General features: G+C 73.0%; 20 protein-coding genes. 13 read left to right on the top strand and 7 right to left on the bottom strand.

Translation table 11 applies throughout. The annotated features are described in order from the left end of the window. Positions 1-150: 150 nt before the first annotated feature. Positions 151-1359 (bottom strand): HD-GYP domain-containing protein, encoded by a 1209-nt coding sequence (locus tag Tsedi_RS09735; protein WP_143896088.1) that lies wholly within the window; start codon positions 1357-1359, stop codon positions 151-153. Positions 1360-1465: 106 nt separating this feature from the next. On the opposite strand from Tsedi_RS09735, the gene Tsedi_RS09730 reads away from it, so the two are divergent. Both Tsedi_RS09730 and Tsedi_RS09725 read left to right on the top strand, forming a co-directional pair. Next, the gene (locus Tsedi_RS09730; RefSeq protein WP_143896086.1) at positions 1466-2743 is read left to right on the top strand and encodes a cyclic di-GMP phosphodiesterase; all 1278 of its coding nucleotides are present in this window, start codon (positions 1466-1468) and stop codon (positions 2741-2743) included. Then, a complete protein-coding gene (locus Tsedi_RS09725; RefSeq protein ID WP_143896084.1) occupies positions 2740-5169 on the top strand; it encodes a sensor domain-containing protein in 2430 nt (809 codons plus the stop codon). The genes Tsedi_RS09730 and Tsedi_RS09725 overlap by 4 nt, the downstream gene beginning before the upstream one ends. Here the strand turns inward: Tsedi_RS09725 and Tsedi_RS09720 are convergent. Both Tsedi_RS09720 and Tsedi_RS09715 read right to left on the bottom strand, forming a co-directional pair. After that, a complete protein-coding gene (locus Tsedi_RS09720) occupies positions 5161-5685 on the bottom strand; it encodes a TlpA disulfide reductase family protein (RefSeq protein WP_143896082.1) in 525 nt (174 codons plus the stop codon). The two genes, Tsedi_RS09725 and Tsedi_RS09720, sit on opposite strands and share 9 nt — an antisense overlap. Continuing rightward, positions 5682-6284, bottom strand: a complete 603-nt coding sequence (locus tag Tsedi_RS09715; protein ID WP_143896080.1) for a hypothetical protein — start codon at positions 6282-6284, stop codon at positions 5682-5684. The genes Tsedi_RS09720 and Tsedi_RS09715 overlap by 4 nt, the downstream gene beginning before the upstream one ends. A gap of 57 nt (positions 6285-6341) precedes the next feature. Between Tsedi_RS09715 and mpl the strand changes: the two genes are divergently transcribed. Then, complete coding sequence (gene mpl / locus Tsedi_RS09710) at positions 6342-7766, top strand: UDP-N-acetylmuramate:L-alanyl-gamma-D-glutamyl-meso-diaminopimelate ligase (protein WP_143896078.1); 1425 nt, start codon at positions 6342-6344, stop codon at positions 7764-7766. Here mpl and Tsedi_RS09705 read toward each other — a convergent pair. The 4 genes from Tsedi_RS09705 to rodA form a co-directional block, all read right to left on the bottom strand. Then, entirely contained in the window at positions 7760-8080 is a 321-nt protein-coding gene (locus Tsedi_RS09705; protein WP_143896076.1) for a hypothetical protein, read from the bottom strand. The two genes, mpl and Tsedi_RS09705, sit on opposite strands and share 7 nt — an antisense overlap. Positions 8081-8165: 85 nt before the next feature. After that, a complete protein-coding gene (locus Tsedi_RS09700; RefSeq protein ID WP_143896074.1) occupies positions 8166-9302 on the bottom strand; it encodes a 3-deoxy-7-phosphoheptulonate synthase in 1137 nt (378 codons plus the stop codon). 264 nt (positions 9303-9566) lie between these two features. Beyond that, complete coding sequence (tldD, locus tag Tsedi_RS09695; protein WP_143896072.1) at positions 9567-11033, bottom strand: metalloprotease TldD; 1467 nt, start codon at positions 11031-11033, stop codon at positions 9567-9569. A gap of 62 nt (positions 11034-11095) precedes the next feature. After that, positions 11096-12253, bottom strand: a complete 1158-nt coding sequence (rodA, locus tag Tsedi_RS09690; protein ID WP_143896070.1) for a rod shape-determining protein RodA — start codon at positions 12251-12253, stop codon at positions 11096-11098. Positions 12254-12279: 26 nt separating this feature from the next. On the opposite strand from rodA, the gene Tsedi_RS09685 reads away from it, so the two are divergent. The 10 genes from Tsedi_RS09685 to Tsedi_RS09645 all read left to right on the top strand — a co-directional run bounded on the left by Tsedi_RS09685 (position 12280) and on the right by Tsedi_RS09645 (position 21675). Beyond that, complete coding sequence (locus Tsedi_RS09685) at positions 12280-12915, top strand: YqiA/YcfP family alpha/beta fold hydrolase (protein ID WP_143896068.1); 636 nt, start codon at positions 12280-12282, stop codon at positions 12913-12915. 19 nt (positions 12916-12934) lie between these two features. Next, entirely contained in the window at positions 12935-13171 is a 237-nt protein-coding gene (locus Tsedi_RS09680) for a type II toxin-antitoxin system ParD family antitoxin (protein ID WP_425472757.1), read from the top strand. Next, positions 13168-13512, top strand: a complete 345-nt coding sequence (locus Tsedi_RS09675) for a type II toxin-antitoxin system RelE/ParE family toxin (RefSeq protein ID WP_143896064.1) — start codon at positions 13168-13170, stop codon at positions 13510-13512. Before Tsedi_RS09680 ends, Tsedi_RS09675 begins: the two co-directional genes overlap by 4 nt. After that, complete coding sequence (gene radA / locus Tsedi_RS09670) at positions 13513-14919, top strand: DNA repair protein RadA (protein ID WP_143896062.1); 1407 nt, start codon at positions 13513-13515, stop codon at positions 14917-14919. A gap of 146 nt (positions 14920-15065) precedes the next feature. Next, positions 15066-15671 (top strand): hypothetical protein, encoded by a 606-nt coding sequence (locus tag Tsedi_RS12205; protein WP_185970634.1) that lies wholly within the window; start codon positions 15066-15068, stop codon positions 15669-15671. After that, positions 15668-16324: a histidine phosphatase family protein gene (locus Tsedi_RS09665; RefSeq protein ID WP_185970633.1), complete on the top strand. Its 657-nt coding sequence runs from the start codon at positions 15668-15670 to the stop codon at positions 16322-16324. Before Tsedi_RS12205 ends, Tsedi_RS09665 begins: the two co-directional genes overlap by 4 nt. A 131-nt stretch (positions 16325-16455) precedes the next feature. Then, positions 16456-17766, top strand: a complete 1311-nt coding sequence (locus tag Tsedi_RS09660) for an FAD-dependent oxidoreductase (RefSeq protein WP_185970632.1) — start codon at positions 16456-16458, stop codon at positions 17764-17766. A gap of 123 nt (positions 17767-17889) precedes the next feature. After that, positions 17890-18582 carry a 7-cyano-7-deazaguanine/7-aminomethyl-7-deazaguanine transporter gene (locus Tsedi_RS09655; RefSeq protein ID WP_143896056.1) on the top strand — a complete coding sequence of 231 codons (693 nt, stop codon included), beginning with the start codon at positions 17890-17892 and terminating at the stop codon, positions 18580-18582. Positions 18583-18698: 116 nt separating this feature from the next. Further along, positions 18699-20774, top strand: a complete 2076-nt coding sequence (locus Tsedi_RS09650; protein ID WP_143896054.1) for a ribonuclease catalytic domain-containing protein — start codon at positions 18699-18701, stop codon at positions 20772-20774. Positions 20775-20793: 19 nt separating this feature from the next. Further along, positions 20794-21675, top strand: a complete 882-nt coding sequence (locus tag Tsedi_RS09645; RefSeq protein WP_143896052.1) for an energy transducer TonB — start codon at positions 20794-20796, stop codon at positions 21673-21675.

The raw sequence follows: 21675 nt of genomic DNA, 5'->3' as shown, positions 1-21675 counted from the left end.
CCGCACCCGACCTTCACCCGCACCGGGGAAAATCCCTGATGTGGTTCAAGCCGCCCCCAGGCTGGCATGCACTGCACCATCCGGGTGCCATGCGCTGCCGCCAACGTCCGCGCGGCAACCACCGCGCAGCGCCGTGACGCCACGGGCACGTCAAACCCGCGCCAGCAGCCGGCCCGGATCCAGGCGCACCTTGATCTCGTGGGGCGCGACGCTGCGGCGCACCTCGTGGGCGGGATCGGCGGTGTCGCGCAACAGCGGCTCACCGCGCGGCAGGCCGTCGCGGCCGGTCAGCGCGAACGCCAGCGGCGTCGTGGCCCGCCGGCCGCGGCGCACCACCACCGCCAGCTCACCGCCGGCCAGTTCCACGTAGCTGCCCGGCACGTACAGACCCAGCGTGCGCACCAGCGCCGCGCCCAGCGGCGTGGGCATGCCGCTGGCGTCCAGGCAGACGTCGCGCGCGGCGCGCTGCGCCGGCAGACCGGGGCGGTGCAGGCGCGGGCTCAACCGCGCGACGTAGACGTCGGCCAGGCGCAGCAGCTGCGCGGGCTCGCTCACCTCGGCCAGCCCGCGCGGGTAGCCGCCCCCGCCGGCGACCTCGTGGTGATCGCGCACGAGGCCCAACCAGAGCGGATCGCTGACGCCGACGCGGCGCAGGATCTCCTCGCCGCGCAGCGGATGGGCGTGCACCGCCGAGCGCTGCTGCGGGTTGAGTGGCGCGTCCTGCCGCGCCAGGTCGTCGTGCAGCCGCGCCATGCCGACGTTCATCGACAGCGCGGCGCGGCGCACCGCCTCACGCGTCGGCGTCGGCCACTGCAGGGTCTGCGCCACCAGCTCGGCCACCGCGGCACAGGTGAGCGCATGGCTGGCACTGTAGCCCAGGCCGCGATCGAACAGCATCTGCACCAGCACGAACAGCACGTCGTCCGGCCGCTGGTGCAGCAGGCGCTGCAGCCGCTGATCCACGCGCACGAAGCGGCCGCCGAAGTCCTGCGCCTGCTCGCCATGGTGCAGCAGCAGCGTCAGGGTCGCGTGCAGGTCCGCCAGCGTCTCGGTCAGCGGACGCGCGTCCTCGTCCACCTCGGCCGGCGCCTCGAACTGCATCGGGCGGCCGACATGGGCGATATCCTCCAGCGACCGGTTGCTGCGCAGCGCGCGGTCCAGCGCCGCGGTGTAGTGGAAGTGCCAGGTCTCGTGATCCTCGCGCCGGATCATCGGCGCGTGCAGGCGCAGCCACTCGCGGTGGTGCTCGTCGCGGATCACCGCGCCCTTGCGCAGCAGCAGCCGGCCGCGCGCGTCCCAGACGTTGACGGGCAGCGGCTCCCCCAGCGTGATGTCGTCGATCGGCAGCGGAACGAGCATGGCCTTGCAGCGGTGGCGGCCCCGCACTGTAGCGCAACACGGCCGCACCGACGCCGTCGAAGGTGGCGATAATGGCGCCCATGCCTGTCTTGCATGGGAGCGCCCGATGACCGAACCGCCTCTGCCCGTGATTCCGGTGACGGAGCTGCGGGTCGGTCATTTCGTGCTGCTGGATCTGGGGTGGATGGACCATCCGTTCCCGCGCAACAACTTCCGCATCACCACGGCACGGCAGATCGAGACCATCCGCGCACTGGGCCTGACGCGGGTGCGCATCGATCCGGCGCGCAGCGACCCCGAATCCGAGGAGGACGGCACGGCCGCCGCGGCGTCTTCCGCTACGCAGGAAGCGTCGCCGTCGGCCGACCCGGCGCAGGCCGCGCGCCTGGCGGCGCTGGCGGCCCAGCGGCGCAGCCTGCAGCGCTGCGAGCGGCGCTACCACGAGGGAGCGCGGCGCTGCAAGGCGCTGCTGGACGGCGCGGAGCACGAGCCGGCACGCGCGGCCGGGGAAGCACAGGCGCTGGCCGGCGAGCTGGTGGCCGAGATCTGCGGTCAGGGCGAGTCGGCCATCCGGCTGCTCGGTGATGTGCAGGGCGACCGCGGCGCACAGCACGCGATGAACGTGGCGGTGCTGAGCCTGCTGCTCGGGCGCGCGCTGGGACTGGAGGCGGCGGCGCTGCAGACGCTCGGAACCGCGGCACTGCTGCACGACGTCGGCAAGCTGCGGCTGCCGGAGCTGGTGCGCCACAAGGACGACGCCTTCACACCCGCGCAGCTGAAGGCCTACCAGGAGCACGCCGAGCTGGGCGCACGCCTGGTGCGTGCGATGGGGCTGCCCGAGGAGGTGGCGCAGGCGGTGGCGCAGCACCACGAGCACGCCGACGGCAGCGGCTTTCCGACTGGCTGCCTGGCCGAGGCGATGACGCCGGCGGCGCGGGTGCTGGCGCTGGTCAACCGCTACGACCGGCTGTGCAACCCGCACCACCCCGCCAAGGCGCTCACCCCTCACGAGGCGCTGGCGCTGCTGTTCGCGCGCCACCGCGCGCAGTTCGAGGCGCGCACGCTGGCGGCCTTCATCCGCATGCTGGGGGTCTACCCGCCCGGCTCGATCGTGCAGCTGAGCGACGGCCGCTACGCGCAGGTGCAGGCGGTCAACGCCGCGCGCCCGCTCAAGCCGCGCGTGCTGGTGCACGACCCCACCGTGCCGCGCAGCGAGGCGCTGCTGCTGGACCTGCAGACCCAGCCGCAGCTGTCGATCCAGCGCAGCCTGCGGCCCGACCAGCTGCCACGCGCGGCGCTGGACTATCTGGAGCCGCGCGCCCGCTACTGCTACTTCTTCGAGCGGGCCCTCAGCGCCGGTGACGGCGAAGGAGGCGTGCCGTGAGCCACCTGCACTGGGCCGCCATCACCGAGGGCCTGCTGGAGGCGGTTTGGGTGGTCGACCCGACCACGCTGCGCATCCTGGCGGTCAACCAGGCCGCGCTGCGGCTGGTTGGCGCCACGCGCGAGGCGATGGTGGGCAGCCCGGTGCACGCATGGGCCAGCGATCTGCAGGACCACGTCTACTGGGACGAATGGCGACGCGGCATCCAGCAGACGCTGGAGTCGGAGGCGCTGCTCAGGCGCGCCGACGGCGAGCTGCTGCGGGTGCAGCGCCGCATCGGCCCCGTGCGGCCCCAGGAGGGTGCGCCGGTGGTGCTGGTGGCCATGCAGGATCTGACCGAGTGGCAGCGCACGCACCAGCGGCTGGAGGAGCTGCTGGCCGAGCTGCGCGCGGTGCTGGAGTCCTCCGCCGACGGCATCCTGGTGTGCGACCTGGACGGCGGCGTGCGCGCTTTCAACCGCGCCTTCGCGCACATCTGGGAGCTGCCGGAGACGCTGCTGACCGAGCCCGACGAACGCGCGCTGCAGCGCCACCTGGCCGCTGCGGTGCAGGATGCCAGCGCCTTCCAGGCGCGCCTGGGCGAGCTGCAGCGCGCACCGCTGATGGAGGCGCACGACATCGTGCTGCTGCGCAGCGGCCGCATCCTGGAGCGCGCCTCGCGACCACAGCTGGCGCGCGGGCGGCCGATCGGGCGCATCCACGTCTACCGCGACGTCACCGAGCGCGTGGCCATCGACGCCAAGCTGCGCCTGGCGGCCAAGGTGTTCGAGTCGAGCCTCGACGCCATCGTCGTCACCGATCCGCAGCTGCGCATCGTGGCGTGCAACCCGGCGGCGCTGCGGCTGGCGCAGCTCGGGCACGACGACCCGGCCGGCCGCGCGGTACAGGAACTGCTGGATGCGCCCAACCGCCCGCGCTGGCGCGAGGAGGTGCAGGTGGCGCTGGACGGGCGCGGCGTGTGGGAGGGCGAGCTGTGGCTGCGTCGCCCGCAGGGTCCGGGGGTGGCGCTGCTGGTCTCGTGGGTGCTGCTGCGCGACGCGCACGGCCAGCCGCTCAACACCGTGCTGTTCGCCAAGGACCTGTCGGAAAGGCTCGAGGCGCAGCGCCGCATCGAGCAGCTGGCCTACAGCGATCCGCTGACCGGCCTGCCGAACCGGCTGATGCTGGGCGAGCGCGTCGGCCACGCGATCCGGCTGGCGCAGCGCAGCGGACAGGGCTTCGCGGTGCTGTTCCTCGACCTGGACCGCTTCAAGGGCATCAACGACTCGCTCGGCCACGCCTTCGGCGACCGCGTGCTGGTGGAGATCGCCGCGCGGCTGCGCGGCTGCCTGCGCCAGACCGACACGCTGGCGCGGCTGGGCGGCGACGAGTTCGTCGTCCATCTGCACGACGCCGACCGCGACGCGGCCGAGTGCGCCGCGCGGCGCATCATCGACGCGGTGACGCGGCCGGTGACGATCGACGAGATGCAGTTCACGCTGTCGTGCAGCATCGGCATCGCGATGTACCCGCAGGACGGCGCCACGCTGGACGAGCTGATCCAGTGCGCCGACACCGCGATGTACCAGGTCAAGGAGCGCGGCAAGGGACACTGGCGGTTCTACCAGCCGGCGATGAACGCCGACCTGCTGGCGCGCATCCAGACCGACCACGCGATGCGCCAGGGCCTGCAGCGCGGCGAGTTCGAGCTGCACTTCCAGCCGCGCGTCGACCTGCGCGCCGGCCGCGTCACCGCCTGCGAGGCGCTGCTGCGCTGGCACCGCCCCGGCGCCGGGCTGGTGATGCCGGGGGCGTTCATCGGCGTGGCCGAGGAGACCGGCCTGATCGGCGCGCTGGGCCAGTGGGTGCTGGAACAGGCGGTGGCGCAGGCACGCCGCTGGCTGGACGAGGGCGTGGCGGGGCAGGTGGCGATCAACGTCTCGGCGCTGCAGTTCGAGCAACCAGGCTTCGTGCAGGACGTGGCCGCGGCGCTGCAGCGCCACGGGTTGCCGCCCGCGCTGCTCGAGCTGGAGCTGACCGAATCGATCCTGATCCGCGACGCCGAGGAGGCGCTGGCCAAGCTGCAGGCGCTGGCGGCGCTGGGGGTGGAGCTGTCGCTGGACGACTTCGGCACCGGCTATTCGAGCCTGACCTACCTGAAGCGTTTCCCGCTGCACCGGCTCAAGATCGACCGCAGCTTCGTGATGGCGCTCGGCGAGGAGGCGGCAGCGGAGGCGGCCATCGTCGCCGCGATCGTGCAGATGGGCCACGCGCTGGGCATGGAGGTGGTGGCCGAGGGGGTGGAGCAGCCGGCCCAGCTGCGGCAGCTGAGCCGGCTCGGCTGCGACCACTACCAGGGCTTCCTGTATGCGCGGCCGCTGCCGGCGTCCGAGGTGCGCGCGCACCTCGGACGCGCCGTCGAGGAGGCCGCGCCGCCGTCAGCTTGAGGCGGCGGCCCAGGCCTGCAGGTCGGCCGGCTCGACCTTGCCGAGCTTGCGCTGCGCCAGTCGGCCCTGGGCATCGAACACCACGCTGAACGGCAGCGCGCCGGTAGGGTTGCCGAGCTGGCGTGCCAGCTCGGTGCCGCCAAAGCCGGCGAGCCCGACCGGAAACGACAGCGGCTGCCGCTGCAGGAAGGCGCGCACGGCGCTGGGCTGGTCGATCGCCAGTCCCACGACGCGCCAGCCCTGCGCCTGCCGCTCACGGTAGAAGCGGTCCAGCAGCGGCAGCTCCTCCACGCACGGCGGGCACCAGGTGGCCCAGAAGTTGAGCAGCAGCGGCCCGCCGCGCAGCTCAGCGGCGATCAGCTCCCCGCCTTCGGGACGCTCCCATCGGGCGCTCCAGAACGCCGCCTCGGCGCCTTCGGCCACCGGCTGCGGCCGCAGCCGCCAGGCCGCCACGCCGGCGCCGAGCGCCGCCGCCGCCGTGCCGACGCCGATCATCCACGCCCGGCGCGCGTTCATGCCGCGCCCTCCGCAGCCAGCAGCGCGCGCACCTCGTCGGCGGTGCCGCGCGGCGTGCGCCCCAGCGCATCGGGCAGGCGCGCGCCGCGGCGCGCCGCCCCGTCGTTGACCCACAGGTGCAGGCCGACCGACTCCCCCAGCCCCTCGCAGCGCACCGCCACGTGCAGCACCGGCACCTCGCGGCCGTGCAGGCCGCGCGCCTGCGCCGCGTCGTAGGCCACGCCGGCGTTGATCAACGTGATCTCCACCGCCTTGGGGTCATCGCTGAACAGCTGCAGGTGGATGTCCGAGCGCCGCGTGGCGGTGCCGTGCCACACCGCGCCGCCCAGCAGCGGCTCGAACGCCGCCAGCCGCTGCATCCACGCCAAGGCCGTCGCGCGCAGGGCGGCCAGCTCGCGTGGCTGGGTGTCGGCGTGGAACAGGGCCAGGTGCTCGCGCACCGCGGCGTCGAGCGCGGCGGGATCGGGCGGCGGCACCCGCGCCGGCAGGCCGAGCCGCTGACGCGCGCGCGCCAGCGCGGCCCGCGCCTCGAGGCCCTCGTCGACCATCAGCGCCGCAGCCACGGCGGCCAGTTCGCGTCGGGACGTGTCGTCGTGCATGGCGCCATTGTCGGGCACGGCGGGCGCGGGCGCAGCGCACCGCGATAATGCGCCCCCATGCACATCCATATTCTCGGCATCTGCGGCACCTTCATGGGGGGACTGGCGGCACTGGCGCGCGAGGCCGGCCACCGCGTCACCGGCTGCGACGCCGGCGTCTATCCGCCGATGAGCGAGCAGCTGCGCGCGCTGGGCATCGAGCTGATCGAGGGCTGGGATGCCGACCAGCTGGCCCTGCGCCCGGACGTGTTCGTGGTCGGCAACGTCGTCAGCCGCGCGCGGCTGCCGGACGGCAGCCCGAAGTTCCCGCTGATGGAGGCGATCCTGGAGGCCGGCGCGCGCTACACCAGCGGCCCGCAGTGGCTGGCCGAGCACGTGCTGCACGGGCGCCACGTGCTGGCGGTGGCCGGCACGCACGGCAAGACCACCACCACCGCGATGCTGGCCTGGATCCTGCAGCATGCGCAGCGCTCGCCTGGCTTTCTGGTCGGCGGCGTGCCGCTGGACTTCGGTGTGTCGGCGCGTCTGGGCGGGGCGGCGGGCCCCGGGCGGCCCCTGTTCGTGATCGAGGCCGACGAATACGACACCGCGTTCTTCGACAAGCGCAGCAAGTTCGTGCACTACCGGCCGCGCACCGCGGTGCTGAACAACCTGGAATTCGACCACGCCGACATCTTCGACGATCTGGCCGCGATCGAGCGCCAGTTCCATCACCTGCTGCGCACCGTGCCGGCCAGCGGCCGCGTCATCGCCAACGGGCTGGAAGAGGCGATCGCGCGCGTGCTGCACCAGGGGCTCTACAGCGAGCTGCGCACCTTCGGCGCCGCCAACAGCGACTACGTGGCCGACGGCGAGCCGCACGATTTTGCGGTGCTGCGCCATGGGCGCGAGGTGGCGCGCGTGCGCTGGGGCCTGACGGGCGTGCACAACCAGCTCAACGCGTTGGCGGCCATCGCCGCGGCCGAGCACGTGGGCGTCAGCCCCGCGCTGGCGGCCGAGGCCCTGGCGGACTTTCAGGGGGTGCGTCGGCGGCTGGAAGTGCGCGCCCGCGTCACCCGCGCCGACGGCACCATCACGATCTACGATGACTTCGCGCACCATCCCACGGCGATGCGCACGACCATCGACGGGCTGCGCCGGCGGCTCGACGCCCAGGGCCGCGCGCACGAGCGCATCCTGGCGATCTTCGAGCCGCGCTCCAACACGATGAAGCTCGGCACGATGAAGGCGCAGCTGCCGTGGGCGCTCGAGCAGGCGGCGCTGGCGTTCTGCCACGCCGGCGGGCTCGGCTGGGATGCCGCCGCCGCGCTGGCGCCGCTGGGCGCGCGCGCGCACGTCGCTGCCGACCTCGAGGCGCTGGTGGCGCAGGTGGTGGCCGCGGCAAGGCCAGGCGACCACCTCCTGTGCATGAGCAACGGCAGCTTCGGCGGCATTCATGAGCGTCTGGCCGCCGCGCTGCGCGCGCCGGCGGCAGCTCAGTAGCCCACCGTCAGGCCGGGCACGTCGACCTTGACGATGGGCTTGGCCAGCAGGCTGGCGACCGCGCGCGCGTAGACCATCGCCCAGGCGCGGTGCGCCGGGTCGGCGAAGCGCTCCTCGCCCACCGCCTGCGCGATGGCCAGCGCCTTGTCGGCGGTGAGCACCTTGCCACTGAGGCGCAGCGGCTCGCAGCCCAGCGTGGTGAACTGCTCGTCCATCCACTGCCGCGCCAGGTCGTGCGGCATCGGCTGCACCTCGTCGAGGTCGAAGGTGTACTCGCGGTCGGGCCCGAAGGAGACGATGACGTGGTTGCGCATGGTGGGATCCGCTGGCGGGTGAGAGGACGGGCGGCGCCGTGCACCGCCTGCCGCGATCGTACACGGCCCGCGGCCCTCGGTGAAATCAGCCGCGCCGGGTGCGCCGCGCCGCCACCGCCTCGGCCAGCATCTGCAGCACCTGCACCGAGGTATCCCAGTCGATGCAGGCATCGGTGATGCTCTGGCCGTAGGCGAGCTTGGCCGGATCGTCCTTGCCGGGGGTGAACTTCTGCGCCCCGGCGCGCAGGTGGCTCTCCACCATCACGCCGAAGATGCGGTCCGATCCCGAGCCGACCTGCGCCGCGATGTCACGCGCCACGTCCACCTGGCGCTCGTGCTGCTTCTGGCTGTTGCCGTGGCTGCAGTCGACCATCACGCGCGCAGGCAGCTTGGCGTCGGCGAGCTGCTGGCAGGCGATGGCCACGCTGTCGGCGTCGTAGTTGGGCAGCTTGCCGCCGCGCAGGATGACGTGGCAGTCGGGGTTGCCCTTGGTGCGCACGATGGCCACCTGCCCGTTCTTGTGCACCGAAAGGAAGTGGTGCGGGCGGCTGGCGGCCAGGATGGCGTCGGTGGCGATGCGGATGTTGCCGTCGGTGCCGTTCTTGAAGCCGATCGGCGCCGACAGGCCCGAGGCCAGCTCGCGGTGCACCTGGCTTTCGGTGGTGCGCGCACCGATCGCCCCCCACGAGATCAGGTCGGCGATGTACTGCGGGCTGATGACGTCGAGGAATTCGCTGGCCGCCGGCAGCCCCAGGCGGTTGATCTCGATGAGCAGCTGGCGCGCGATGCGCAGGCCCTCGTCGATGCGGAAGCTCTCGTCCAGGTAGGGGTCGTTGATCAGGCCCTTCCAGCCCACCGTGGTGCGGGGCTTCTCGAAGTAGACGCGCATGACGATCTCGAGCCGGTCGGCGAAGCGGTCGCGCTGCTCCTTCAGGCGCCGCGCGTACTCCATCGCCGCGGCCGGATCGTGGATCGAGCACGGCCCGATGATGACCAGCAGCCGGTCGTCCTTGCCGTGCAGGATCTGGTGGATCGTGCGGCGGGTGTGGGTGATGAGCTTTTCGATCGCGGTGCCGCGGATCGGGAAGAAGCGGATCAGGTGCTCGGGCGGCGGCAGCACGGTGATGTCCTCGATGCGCTGGTCGTCGGTCTGACTGGTGCGGTCGGCCGGGTGGGCGTACCACGCATCGGTGAGGCTGGCTTTGCTGGGGCTGGGGCTCATCGCGGCAATCTCCTCGGCATGGGGGGGCAAAAAAAAACCGCCGGTTGGGAAACCGACGGTTGCGAGATTCGGGAGGCTTGCTTTGGGCGACTTCACTCCTCTCGGCCGTCGGTGACGCCAGAGAACCAGAAGTAGCCAAAGTAAAAGCCGTGCTTGCGCATGGCGCACACTTTAGCACAGCCTGCTTGACGCCTGGCTGACGGCAGGCCCCGCCGGCGTGGCGCCGCCGCAACGACGGCGTGCCGTGCCACGCGGGGCAGCGGCTCAGGCCGTGCCGCCCACCGTCAGGCCGTCCAGGCGAAGCGTCGGCTGGCCCACGCCCACCGGCACGCTCTGGCCGTCCTTGCCGCAGGTGCCCACCCCCGCGTCGAGCTGCAGATCACGGCCGATCATGCGCACGCGCTTGAGCGCATCGGGGCCGTTGCCGATCAGCGTGGCGCCCTTGACCGGGTAGGCCAGTTTGCCGTCCTCGATCCACCACGCGCTGCTGGCGGAAAAGACGAATTTGCCGCTGGTGATGTCGACCTGGCCGCCGCCGAAATGCGTCGCGTAGAGGCCGCGCCGGACGCTGGCGATGATTTCCTGCGGATCGTGCTCGCCGGCCAGCATGTAGGTGTTGGTCATGCGCGGCAACGGCAGGTGCGCATAGCTCTCGCGCCGGCCGTTGCCGGTGCACGGCACGCCCATCAGGCGCGCGTTGAGACGGTCCTGCAGGTAGCCGCGCAGGATGCCGTCCTCGATCAGGACGTTGCGCTGCGTCGGGTGGCCCTCGTCGTCGATGTTGAGCGAGCCGCGCCGGCCCTCCAGCGTGCCGTCGTCCAGCACCGTCACGCCCTTGGCGGCGACGCGCTGGCCGATGCGGCCGGCGAAGGCGCTGGAGCCCTTGCGGTTGAAGTCGCCCTCCAGCCCGTGGCCGACCGCCTCGTGCAGCAGTACGCCGGGCCAGCCGGGGCCCAGCACCACCGTCATCTCGCCGGCCGGTGCCGGGCGCGACTCCAGGTTGGTCAACGCCGCCTGCACGGCCTCATCGACGTAGTGTTCGAGCAGCGCGTCGTCGAAGCGCGCCAGCCCCCAGCGCCCGCCGCCGCCGGAGGAGCCGACCTCGCGGCGCTGCCCCTGCTGCGCGATCACCGTCAGCGAAAGCCGCACCAGCGGCCGCACGTCGGCGGCCAGCACGCCGTCGGCGCGCGCCACCAGCACCACGTCGTACTCGGCCGCGAGCCCCGCCATCACCTGCACGATGCGCGGGTCGCGCGCGCGCGCCAGCCGTTCCACCTTTTCCAGCAGCGCCACCTTGGCCGCGCTGTCCAGCGTGCCGATCGGGTCGTGCGGTTCGTACAGCGCGCGCGACGGCGCCACGCGCCGGCGGCCGCGGCGCAGGTCGGCCCGCTGCGCCCCGCCCTGGCGGCCGATGGCGCGCACGCTGTCGGCGGCCTCGCGCAGCGCCGCCCAGCTCAGGTCGTCCGAGTACGCGAACGCGGTCTTGTCGCCGCTGACCGCGCGCACGCCCACCCCCTGGTCGATGCTGAAGCTGCCGGTCTTGACGATGCCCTCCTCCAGGCTCCAGCCTTCGCTGCGGGTGTACTGGAAATAGAGGTCGGCGTCATCGACGCCGGGGCCCATGATGCGCGCCAGCGCCCTGCGCAGGTGGCTTTCGTCCAGTCCATAGGGATCGAGCAGCAGCGAGCGCGCCGTGGCCAGGCGCTGCAGGGTCGGTTCGACGGCGATCATGGCGGCATTGTAGGCAGCGCGCCCCGAGCGTGCAGCCCCCGCCGGCATGGCGCCCGCGCGCTTCAGCTCGGCACCAGGCGCTTGTGCCGCCCCACCGACAGCATCAAGCCCAGGCTGGCGCCCAGCGCCACCATCGCCGTGCCGCCGTAGCTGACGAACGGCAGCGGCACGCCCACCACCGGCAGGATGCCGCTGACCATGCCGATGTTGACGAAGGCGTAGACGAACTGCACCAGGATCAGCGCGCCGGCCAGCAGCCGGCCGAACAGCGTCGAGGCCTCCATCGCCAGCACCAGCCCGCGCCAGACGAACAGGCCGTAGGCGGTCAGCAGCCCCAGCACGCCGACGAAGCCGAACTCCTCGGCGAACGCCGCGAAGATGAAATCGGTGCTGCGCTCCGGCACGAAGTCCAGGTGCGTCTGCGTGCCCTGGCCGAAGCCCTTGCCCCACAAGCCGCCGGAACCGATCGCGATCATGCCCTGCAGGATGTGGAAGCCCTTGCCGAGCGGATCGCGCGTCGGGTCGAGCAGCGTGCAGACGCGCTGGCGCTGGTACTCGTGCAGCACCACCCAGTCCACCCCGGGCGCGCACCACTGCGGCTCCATGACGATCAGCGTGACCACGCCCACCGCGCCCAGCACCAGCGGCGGCACGATGATGCGCCAGCTCAGCCCGGCAAAATAGATGACGAACAGCCCCGAGGCCAGCACCAGCAGCGCCGTGCCCAGATCCGGCTGCAGCACGATCAGCCCGACCGGCAGCGCCAGCAACGCGGCGGCCACCGCGAAGTCCAACACGCGCAGCCGACCCTCGCGCTGCTGGAACCACCACGCCAGCATCAGCGGCATGGCGATCTTCATCAGCTCGCTGGGCTGGATCGTCACCACGCCGAGGTCGAGCCAGCGCTGCGCCCCCTTCCTCGTGACGCCCACCAGCTCCACCGCCACCAGCAGCAGCACGCCGATGACGTAGGTCGGCACGGCCAGCGCCTGCAGCCGCTGCGGCGGCACCTGCGCCACCAGCACCATCACCACCGTGGCGATCAGCAGGTTGCGCGCATGGTCCCAGACGCGGCCCTCGATGTCCCACGCCACCGACACCATCACCGCCTGCCCGATCAGCGCCAGCAGCGCCACCGTGAGCAAGAACGCCCCGTCGAACCCCTGCACCAGCGGGGCCAGGCGCGCGCGCAGCGGCGGCTTTTCGATGACGACGGCCATATGGGGCCTCGATTATCCTGCGCCCCATGGACCAGCCCGCCGCGCCTCCGATCACGCACCTGCTGTACCTGCACGGCTTTCGCTCCAGCCCGCGCTCGTTCAAGGCGCAGCGGCTGGCGGCGCACCTGGCCGCGCACCACCCGCAGGTGCGCTGGGCCTGCCCGCAGCTGCCGGCCAGCCCCGCCGCGGCCTGGGCGCTGATCGAGGCCACCGTGGCCGGCTGGCCGGACGAGACCGCCGCCGTGGTCGGCTCCTCGCTCGGCGGCTTCTACGCCACGCGGCTGGCGGCGCAGCGGGGCTTTCGCGCCGTGCTGATCAACCCTGCCGTCGACCCGGCGCGGGATCTGGCGCGCCACATCGGCGAACACCCCGCCTGGCACGACCCGGCCGAGCGCATCTTCTTCCGCCCCGAATACGTGGACGAGCTGCGCCAGCTCGCCGCCGGCGCGCTGCCGCACCCCGGGCGTGTGCTGCTGATCGCCGCCACCGGCGACGAGGTGCTGGACTGGCGCGAGATGGTGGCGCGCTACCCCGGCAGCCGCCACCACGTCGTGCCGGGCAGCGATCACGCGCTGAGCGACTTCGACGCCCACCTGCCGGTGCTGCTGGCGCATCTGGGGCTGGCGCCCGATGGCCTTGCCAAAGTTTGCCAAGCCGGCTAGCCTTGCGACCATGGGCACGATGAACGTCTCCCTGCCGGGCAGTCTGCGCGACTTCGTCGAGCAGCAGGTGCGCACGCGCGGCTACGGCTCCGCCAGCGAATACGTGCGCGCGCTGATCCGCGCCGACCTCGAACGCCAGCGGCTGCGCGAGCGGCTGCTGGAAGGCGCCACCTCGGCCCCCGGCGCGCGCGCCGACGCGGATTACTTCGCCCGGCTGCGCGCGCGTGCCACGGCCACGCCGGCCGCCGACGCGTGAGCCGCAAGCCTGCCGTCCTGCGCCAGCGCGCCGAGCAGGAAATCGACGAGGCGCTGGCGCACTGGCTCGACCAGGGCGGTCCGGCGCTGGCCGGCCGCTTCATCGACGCGCTGCAGCAGGCGCTGGAACACCTTTCGGCGCACCCGGGCAGCGCCTCGCCGCGCTGGGGCCATGAACTGGGGCTGCCGGGCCTGCGCGCCTGGCCACTGACGCGCTTTCCGTACCTGATCTTCTTCGTCGAACGACCCGGGCATCTGGACGTCTGGCGCGTGCTGCACCAGCGGCGCGACCTGCCTCAGGGTCTGCTGGACGACGAGCCGAACTTACCCGACACCGACTGAATGGCCAAGGACCGCACGCTCTACCTCTGCCGCGCCTGCGGCGGCGGCACCCCGCGCTGGCACGGGCGCTGCCCGCACTGCGGGGCCTGGAACACGCTGGAGGAGACCGTCCCGGCGCCGGAGCCGTCGGCGAACGCGCGTGGGCGCTTCAGCGCCCTGCGGCAGGGGCTGGCCGCCGAGGGGACGCTGGCGCGGCTGGCCGACATCGAGGCCGCCGACGTCGCGCGCACGCCAACCGGCTTGGCGGAACTGGACCGCGTGCTCGGCGGCGGCGTGGTGCCGGGCGCGGTGGTGCTGATCGGCGGCGACCCGGGCATCGGCAAGTCCACGCTGCTGCTGCAGGCGGTGGATGCGCTGCAGCGCACGGGGCTGCCGACGCTGTACGTCACCGGCGAGGAAAGCGGCGCGCAGGTGGCGCTGCGCGCGCGCCGGCTGGGCTTGGGCGACAGCCAGGTGCCGGTGCTGGCCGAGATCCGGCTGGAGGCGATCCTGGCCACGCTGCGGCAGCAGCGCCCCGCGGTGGCGGTGATCGACTCGATCCAGACCGTCTACACCGAGCAGCTGACCTCCGCCCCCGGATCGGTGGCCCAGGTGCGCGAGTGCGCCGCGCTGCTGACGCGCGCCGCCAAGGACAGCGGGGCCACCCTCGTGCTGGTCGGCCACGTCACCAAGGACGGCGCGCTCGCGGGCCCGCGCGTGCTGGAGCACATGGTCGACACCGTGCTCTATTTCGAGGGCGACGCGCACAGCAGCTTTCGCCTCGTGCGCGCGATCAAGAACCGCTTCGGCGCCGTCAGTGAGCTGGGCGTCTTTGCGATGACCGAGCGCGGCCTCAAAGGGGTGGGCAACCCGAGCGCCCTGTTCCTGAGCCAGCACCGCGAGCCGGTGCCGGGCAGCTGCGTGCTGGCGACGCTGGAAGGCACGCGCCCGCTGCTGGTGGAGGTGCAGGCGCTGGTGGACGCCGGCGGCCCCGCCCCGCGGCGCCTGAGCGTCGGGCTGGAGCGCGACCGACTCGCGATGCTGCTGGCGGTGCTGCACCGCCACGCCGGCATCGCCACCGGCGACCAGGACGTGTTCGTCAACGCGGTGGGCGGGGTGCGTATCGCCGAGCCGGCGGCGGACCTGGCGGTGCTGCTGGCGGTCGCGAGCAGCCTGCGCGGGCGGGCGCTGCCGCGCGGCTTCGTCGCCTTCGGCGAGGTGGGCCTGGCCGGCGAGGTGCGCCCGGCGCAGCGCGGGCAGGAGCGGCTGAAAGAGGCCGCCAAGCTCGGCATGGCCGTGGCGGTGGTGCCCAAGGCCAACCTGCCGCGCAAGCCCGACGCGACGTTCGTGCGCGCCACCGAGGGGCTGACGCTGCACGGCGTGGAGCGCGTCGAGGAGGCGCTGGAGGTGGTGCGGGGGTTGGGGTGACGACCCATCGGCCGTGGGGCCGGCACCATTGACAGCCGGGGCCGCGGCGTGAACACTTGGACGCACGCGCAAGGGGCACGTGAGGAGGTCTTGCCATGCGGTCATCCGGATCCCGCTCTCGACGCTTTCTGGGCACGCTCGCCGGCTTGGTGCTGACCGCGCCGGTGATGGCGCAGGTTCTGCCGGTGGAGCCGCCGACGCTGCAGCGCGGTGACCGCTGGGTCTACCGCAATGTCGACGAACTCACCGGGCGCGAGACCGCCCGCTTCGAGTCGATCTTCGCCCGCGTCGAGGGCGAGCGGCTGATGTTCCGCAACCGCAACCTGACCGGGCCCGAGAACCCGAGCACCGTCTACCAGACGCTGGATCAACGCTCCTGCCGCCGGATGCAGGACAGCGAGCAGGAGGTCTGCGGCGGGCCGATGCGCATGCCGATCACCGCGCTGGGCGAGCGCTGGAGCTTCAGCAGGCTTCCATGGCGCAACGGCAAGGGGTACTTCGACGCCGACTGCGAGGCCAAGGCGGTGGAAGACCTGAAGACCGAGGCCGGCACCTTCCCGACCGTGCGCATCGAGTGCAAGGGCTTCTGGACGCGGGTGTTCGACGGCTCCAACACCGGGCGGTACGAGGAGAAGCTCTGGTACGCCCCCGCGGCCAAGCGCTTCGTCAAACTGGAGTTCAAGACGTGGCTCCGCGACGGCCGCCCCGACGCGCACACGATGACCGAGCTCGTGGAGATGCAGCTGAAATGACCGTCGACGTCACCCCAGACTCCCCCGCCCGTATGGTCGGCCTGGCTCGTGCGCGTCAGCACCCCGGCGCGCTGCGCAAGACGGCCGTCGGCTGGATCGCCGCCGCGTTGCTGGCCGTCGCCCCGGCCGCCCGCGCCAGCGACGCCGAGGCGCTGTGGCAGGCGCTGGCCACGCGGCCGAACATGGTCGTCGTGATGCGGCACACCGACGCCAGCGGCCGCGACGGCTCGGCGTTCGACGCGAGCGGTCAGTGCCGCGGCGAGAACATGCTGACCGGCAAGGGACGGCGCGACGCCGAGGCGATCGGCAAGGCGTTCGCCGCGCACGGGCTGCCGCCCGAGCGGCTGCACGTCGTGGCCTCGGCGATGTGCCGCACGCGCGACACGGCGCGGCTGGCGTTCGGCAAGGCCGAGCTGGATGCGCGGCTGCGCGAGTTCCTCTCCGGTCGCGGCGGCTCGCTCAACGAGGCGATGGACGCCGCCGAGGAATGGATCCGGCGCCTGCGCGGGCCCAACCCGGTGGTGCTGGTGACGCACCTGCCCAACATCGACGCGCTGACCGGCGAGCAGATCGATTTCAACGAGGCCGTCGTCACCGAAAGCGACGCGCAGGGCCAGCTCAAGGTGCTGGGCGTGCTGCGGCTGCTGCCTTGAACGGCGCGCACCGCGCCTGCGGGAAATCCCTGCTTGCGCCGGGGTCTTCTGCCTCTACGATGCCGGTACCGGTTGGGGCTTGCGTCCTGTCAAGCCATCGCCGTTCGTCCCATCCGAGGAGGAGGAAACCCATGGCATCGACCCCGCTCACCCTGCCCCCCGATGTGTCCGAGGCGCGCGGTGCCGCCGCCCCGTGGCCGCGCCGGCGCGTGCTGCAGGCGGGCCTGGCCGTCGGCCCGGCGGCATGGCTGGCCGGCTGCGCCAGCATCACCGGACAGGCGCGGCCGCAGGTGGTGGTGGTCGGCGCCGGCTGGGGCGGGCTCGGCGCGGTGCGCGCACTGGCGGCCGAGAAGGCCGCCGACATCGTGCTGGTGGAGCCCAACGACCGCTTCATGTCCTGCCCGATGAGCGGGCACTACGTCGCCACGACGGGCAAGCTGGAAGACCTGCTGCATGGCTACGAGCGCGTCGATGCGCTGCCGGGCGTGCGGCGCGTGCGCGACCGCGTGCAGGCGATCGAGCGCGACCGGCGCGAGGTCGTGCTGGCCGGCGGTCAGCGGCTGCGCTACGACCACCTGGTGCTGTCGCCCGGCATCGAGTACATGGAGGAGAGCCTGCCCGGCTTTGCCGCCGCGCGCGAGGCGCTGCCGGTGGGCTTTCGCGCCTTCGAGCACCAGGCGGTGCGCGCGCAGGTGGAGCGCTTCCTCGCGCAGGGCGGCACCTTCGTGATGAGCGCGCCCAAGCCCCCGTACCGCTGCCCGCCGGCGCCGTACGAGCGCGCGATGCTGGTCGCCGAGCAGATCAAGAAGCGCGGCGTGCGCGGCAAGATCGTGTTTCTGGATGCCAATGCGGCGCCGACGCCGGCGCCGATCGCGCAGCCGATCCTGGGGGCGCTCAAGGCCTATGCGGACGTGATCGATTACCGTCCCGGCGTCGAGCTGCAGGCGGTGGACGCCGGCCGGCGCACGCTGCGGACCAGCGCCGGCGAGCTGCGCTTCGACCACGCCAACCTGATCCTGCCGATGCGGGCCAACGGGCTGGTGCGGCAGGCGGGGCTGGGCCAGCGCTGGGCCGAGGTGGAGCTGCCGACCTTCCAGGCCAAGGCGGATGCGCGCATCTTCGTGATCGGCGACGCCCAGGGCAGCCCGCAGCCCAAGAGCGGGCAGGTGGCGTTCGGCCAAGGCCGCGCGGTCGGCGAAGAGATCGCGCGCCGCCTGCGTGGCGAGGCCGCCCCCGCGCCGAAGGGCGAGATCGAGCTGCCGCTGGGCATCTGCTGGGCCGCCACCTCGCACGAGGAGGCGATCAACGTCAACGTGGTGACGACGATGATGACGGGCGAGGCGCCCAAGCTGCGCTTCACCGTCGACCCCCAGCCCAGCGCGCGCTCCGGCGCGGCGTCATGGAGCTGGGCGCGCGGCGTCTGGCGCGCGATGCTGGGTTGACGCCCACGGCAGCGGCCGCGTGCACGGCGGCACGCGGCGCGCTACACTTGCGCCCCTTGCCTCCAAGCCGGCCATCGGGGCCGGCGTGGGTTCCCTCACCCCACTCATCAAAAAGGATCGTCCATGGCCTTCATCGCCGCGGCGTCGTCGCCGCATCCGTCGCATTCCCTGCCCCCGCATCTGCTGCCGCGCGCGCTGGCGCTGCTGGCGCTGCTGCACGTGCTCGTCATCATCGCCAGCAACGTGCTGGTGCAGCTGCCGTTTCAGATCGGCGGCGTGCACACCACCTGGGGCGCGTTCACCTTTCCGCTCGTGTTCGTGCTGACCGACCTGACGGTGCGGCTGCTCGGCCCCGAGCCGGCACGGCGCGTCGTCGCCCGCGTGATGCTGCCGGCGCTGGCGGCCTCCTACGTCGTGTCGGTGCTGTTCGTCGACGGGCGCTTCGCCGGCTGGGCGGGGCTGGCCACGCTCAACGAGTTCGTCCTGCGCATCGCGCTGGCCAGTTTTGCCGCCTACGTGGTCGGTCAGCTCACCGACATCGCGGTGTTCGCCCGGCTGCGCCGGCTGCGCGCGTGGTGGGTGGCACCGGCCGCCTCGACGATCGTCGGCAGCCTGATCGACACCTTCGTCTTCTTCGCCGCGGCGTTCTGGCGCAGCCCCGACGCCTTCATGGCCGAGCACTGGGTCGAGATCGCCGCGGTGGACTACGCCACCAAGCTCGCCTTCAGCCTGCTGGCGCTGCTGCCGCTGTACGGGGCGGCGCTGCGCGCGCTGCTGCGCCGGCTGCCGGCGGCGCCGCTGGCGCAGGCGGCCTGACGGGGCGGGCGGACACGGTGGCCGGCGGCGGCCCCGGCTCGCTACACTAGGCGCCACCCCTGCAACCTCCGGCGGGCGCCCCGCGCCCGCCTGTCAAGCGCGCGAGACCGTCCACCTTGTTCGCCCTGTTCGACGACGCCGGCAAGCTGCACGCCGGCCGCATCCTGTCCCGCACCGACGCCTCGGTGCAGATCGAGCTCGACTCGGGTCGCCGGCTCAAGGTCAAGGCCGCCCATGTGCTGCTGACCTTCGAGCAGCCGGCACCGGCCGATCTGCTGACGCAGGCCGCGGCGCTGGCAGCCGACATCGACCTCGACCTGGCGTGGGAATTCGCGCCACAGGAGGAGTTCGGCTTCGCGGAGCTGGCAGCCCTGTACTTCGACGATCCGCCCAGCGTCGTGCAGCAGGCGGCCACCCTCCTGAGGCTGCACGAGGCGCCGCACTACTTCCGCCGTGCCGGCAAGGGCGGGCGCTTTCGCAAGGCGCCCGCCGACGTGCTGCGGCAGGCGCTGGCCGCCATCGAGCGCAAGAAGGCCGTGCAGGCGCAGATCGACGCCTGGACCGCCGAGCTGGTGGCCGGCCGCTGCCCGGAGGCCGTGCGCGCGCAGCTCTACCGCATCCTGTTCCGCCCGGACAAGAACGCGCCGGAATACAAGGCCGTGGTGCACGCCGCGCGCGAGGCGCACCTGGCGCCGCTGGCGCTGCTGCAGCGCGCCGGGGCCATCACCAGCGCCTACCAGTTCCACTGGCAGCGCTTTCTGTTCGAGCATTTCCCGCGCGGCACCGGCTTTCCGGAGCTGCCGGCGCCGCCGCTGCCGGACGACCTGCCGCTGGCCGACGGGGTGGCGGCGTTCTCGATCGACGACTCCAGCACCACCGAGATCGACGATGCGCTGAGCGTGCAGGGCCTGGGCAGCGGCGCGGTGACGCTGGGCATCCACATCGCCGCGCCGGGCCTGGCGATCGCGCCGGACAGCGCGCTGGACGAGGTGGCGCGCCAGCGCCTGTCCACCGTCTACATGCCGGGGCACAAGATCACCATGCTGCCCGATGCCGTGTTGCAGGCCTGTACGCTGCTGGAGGGCGCGCCGCGGCCGGCCGTGTCGCTGTACCTGACGATCGACGAGGCGACGCTGGAGATCCGCGGCGCGACGACGCGGCTGGAGCGCGTGCCGATCGCGCACAACCTGCGCCACGACCGGCTCGACACGGTGGTGACGGCGGCGTGGCTGGAGGACCCCGCGCGCGCGGCCGAGGCGCCGCCCGAGGTGGCGGCGCTGCAGCCGCAACTGGCCTTCCTGTGGCGGCTGGCACAGGCGTGCAAGGCGCGGCGCGAGGCGGTGCGCGGCCGCCCCGAGACCTTCACCCGCCCGGACTACACCTTCAAGCTGGAAGGCTTGACCGGCCCGGAGCCGACCGGCGAGGAGACCGTGATCATCGGCACGCGCGCGCGCGGCGCGCCGCTGGACCTGATGGTGGCCGAGGCGATGATCCTGGCCAACAGCCACTGGGGCCAGTGGCTGGCGGAACTGGGCGTGCCGGCCATCTACCGCAGCCAGGCGAGCCTGGCCCCCGGCGTCAAGGTGCGCATGGGCACCAAGGCGCTGCCGCACGCCGGCATCGGCGTGCCGTGCTATGCGTGGAGCACGTCACCGCTGCGGCGCTACACGGACCTGGTCAACCAGTGGCAGATCATCGCCTGCGCGCGGCATGGCACGGCCGCGGCGCTGGCCGCGCCGTTCAAGCCCAAGGACGCGGCGCTGCTGGCCATCATCAGCGCGTTCGACGCCGCCTACACCGCCTACGGCCAGTTCCAGGGCACGATGGAGCGCTACTGGACGCTGCGCTACCTGCGCCAGCAGGGCATCACCGAGCTGGAGGCCGCCTATCTGAAGGACAACCTGCTGCGCGCCGAGACGCTGCCGCTGGTGCTGGCGGCGCTGGGCACCGAGGGGCTGCAGCGCGGCGAGCGCGTGCGCGTGCGGCTGGGCACCATCGACGAGGTGAGCCTGGAGGTCAGCGGCACGGTGATCGAGCGGCTGGGCGCCACGGAAGCCGTGGAAGGCGACACGCTGGAGGGCGAGCCGGAGGAGGTGCTGGCCGCACCGCTGGCGGTGGCGGTGGCGGTGGACGAGGCCGACGACGGCGAGTCCGCCGCCGCGGGCGGCGACGCCACGGCCGCCACGGGTTGAAACGGGAGCCGCACGCGCGATGACGATCGCCGTCCGCCCCGCTGCGCTGGCGCCGACGAGGCGCACCGACCCGCTGCCGTGGGCGCTGGCGCTGTCGCTGCTGGCGCACGCGGCGCTGCTGGCGCTGCGCTTCGTGCCGCCGGCGCCGCCGCAGCGGGTGCTGCAGGACACGCCGCTGGAGGTGATCCTCGTCAACGCGCGCGACGAGCGCGCCCCGGCGCGCGCCCAGGCCATCGCACAGGCCAATCTGGCCGGTGGCGGCGATGCCGAGCGCGGGCGCGCCAGCTCGCCACTGCCGCCGGCACCGGTGCTGCGCGCTGGCGAGGCACTGGAGGACGAGGAACGCCGGCTGGAGACGCTGAAGGAGCGCCAGATGCAGCTGCTGGCGCAGCTGCGCCGCGACCTGGCGCGTCTGGAGCAGCAGGCACCGCAGGAGGACGGCACCGAGGCGCAGGCGCGCGAACGCCGCCGCCAGGCGCTGGTGCAGGCGCTGGCCGAGATCGAGCGCCGCATCAACGAGGAAAACGCCCGCCCGCGCCGGCGCTACATCAGCCCCGCGACGCGCGAGGCCGTCTACGCCCTCTACTACGACGAACTGCGCCGCCGCATCGAGGAGCGCGGCACGGCGCACTTCCCCGAGCAGGGGGGGCGCAAGGTGTACGGCGAGCTGACCATGGTCATCACCGTCAACCACGACGGCCGCGTGCTGGCCACCGAGGTGGTGCAGGGGTCGGGCAACCCGTTTCTCGATGCGCACGCGCGCGCCATCGTGCACGGACTGACGTTTGCGCGCTTCAGCCAAGCGATGCGCGCGCGCGCCGACCAGATCGTGGTGGTATCGCGCTTTCGCTTCACCCGCGAGGGCGGGCTGCAGACGCAGCTGAGCGCCAACCCGTCGTGA

Origin of the sequence: Tepidimonas sediminis, from assembly GCF_007556605.1 — a bacterium.
GTDB classification, from domain to species: domain Bacteria; phylum Pseudomonadota; class Gammaproteobacteria; order Burkholderiales; family Burkholderiaceae_C; genus Tepidimonas; species Tepidimonas sediminis.
This window is presented reverse-complemented; position numbering and strand designations above follow the sequence as displayed.

What these genes read in the sequence shown, in the direction of transcription:
- Tsedi_RS09735 (WP_143896088.1), bottom strand. Translation starts at nt 1,359, where the DNA reads ATGCTCGTTCCGCTGCCGATCGACGACATCACGCTGGGGGAGCCGCTG.
- Tsedi_RS09730 (WP_143896086.1), top strand. Translation starts at nt 1,466, where the DNA reads ATGACCGAACCGCCTCTGCCCGTGATTCCGGTGACGGAGCTGCGGGTC.
- Tsedi_RS09720 (WP_143896082.1), bottom strand. Translation starts at nt 5,685, where the DNA reads ATGAACGCGCGCCGGGCGTGGATGATCGGCGTCGGCACGGCGGCGGCG.
- Tsedi_RS09715 (WP_143896080.1), bottom strand. Translation starts at nt 6,284, where the DNA reads ATGCACGACGACACGTCCCGACGCGAACTGGCCGCCGTGGCTGCGGCG.
- mpl (WP_143896078.1), top strand. Translation starts at nt 6,342, where the DNA reads ATGCACATCCATATTCTCGGCATCTGCGGCACCTTCATGGGGGGACTG.
- Tsedi_RS09705 (WP_143896076.1), bottom strand. Translation starts at nt 8,080, where the DNA reads ATGCGCAACCACGTCATCGTCTCCTTCGGGCCCGACCGCGAGTACACC.
- Tsedi_RS09700 (WP_143896074.1), bottom strand. Translation starts at nt 9,302, where the DNA reads ATGAGCCCCAGCCCCAGCAAAGCCAGCCTCACCGATGCGTGGTACGCC.
- tldD (WP_143896072.1), bottom strand. Translation starts at nt 11,033, where the DNA reads ATGATCGCCGTCGAACCGACCCTGCAGCGCCTGGCCACGGCGCGCTCG.
- rodA (WP_143896070.1), bottom strand. Translation starts at nt 12,253, where the DNA reads ATGGCCGTCGTCATCGAAAAGCCGCCGCTGCGCGCGCGCCTGGCCCCG.
- Tsedi_RS09685 (WP_143896068.1), top strand. Translation starts at nt 12,280, where the DNA reads ATGGACCAGCCCGCCGCGCCTCCGATCACGCACCTGCTGTACCTGCAC.
- Tsedi_RS09680 (WP_425472757.1), top strand. Translation starts at nt 12,935, where the DNA reads ATGAACGTCTCCCTGCCGGGCAGTCTGCGCGACTTCGTCGAGCAGCAG.
- radA (WP_143896062.1), top strand. Translation starts at nt 13,513, where the DNA reads ATGGCCAAGGACCGCACGCTCTACCTCTGCCGCGCCTGCGGCGGCGGC.
- Tsedi_RS09665 (WP_185970633.1), top strand. Translation starts at nt 15,668, where the DNA reads ATGACCGTCGACGTCACCCCAGACTCCCCCGCCCGTATGGTCGGCCTG.
- Tsedi_RS09660 (WP_185970632.1), top strand. Translation starts at nt 16,456, where the DNA reads ATGGCATCGACCCCGCTCACCCTGCCCCCCGATGTGTCCGAGGCGCGC.
- Tsedi_RS09655 (WP_143896056.1), top strand. Translation starts at nt 17,890, where the DNA reads ATGGCCTTCATCGCCGCGGCGTCGTCGCCGCATCCGTCGCATTCCCTG.
- Tsedi_RS09645 (WP_143896052.1), top strand. Translation starts at nt 20,794, where the DNA reads ATGACGATCGCCGTCCGCCCCGCTGCGCTGGCGCCGACGAGGCGCACC.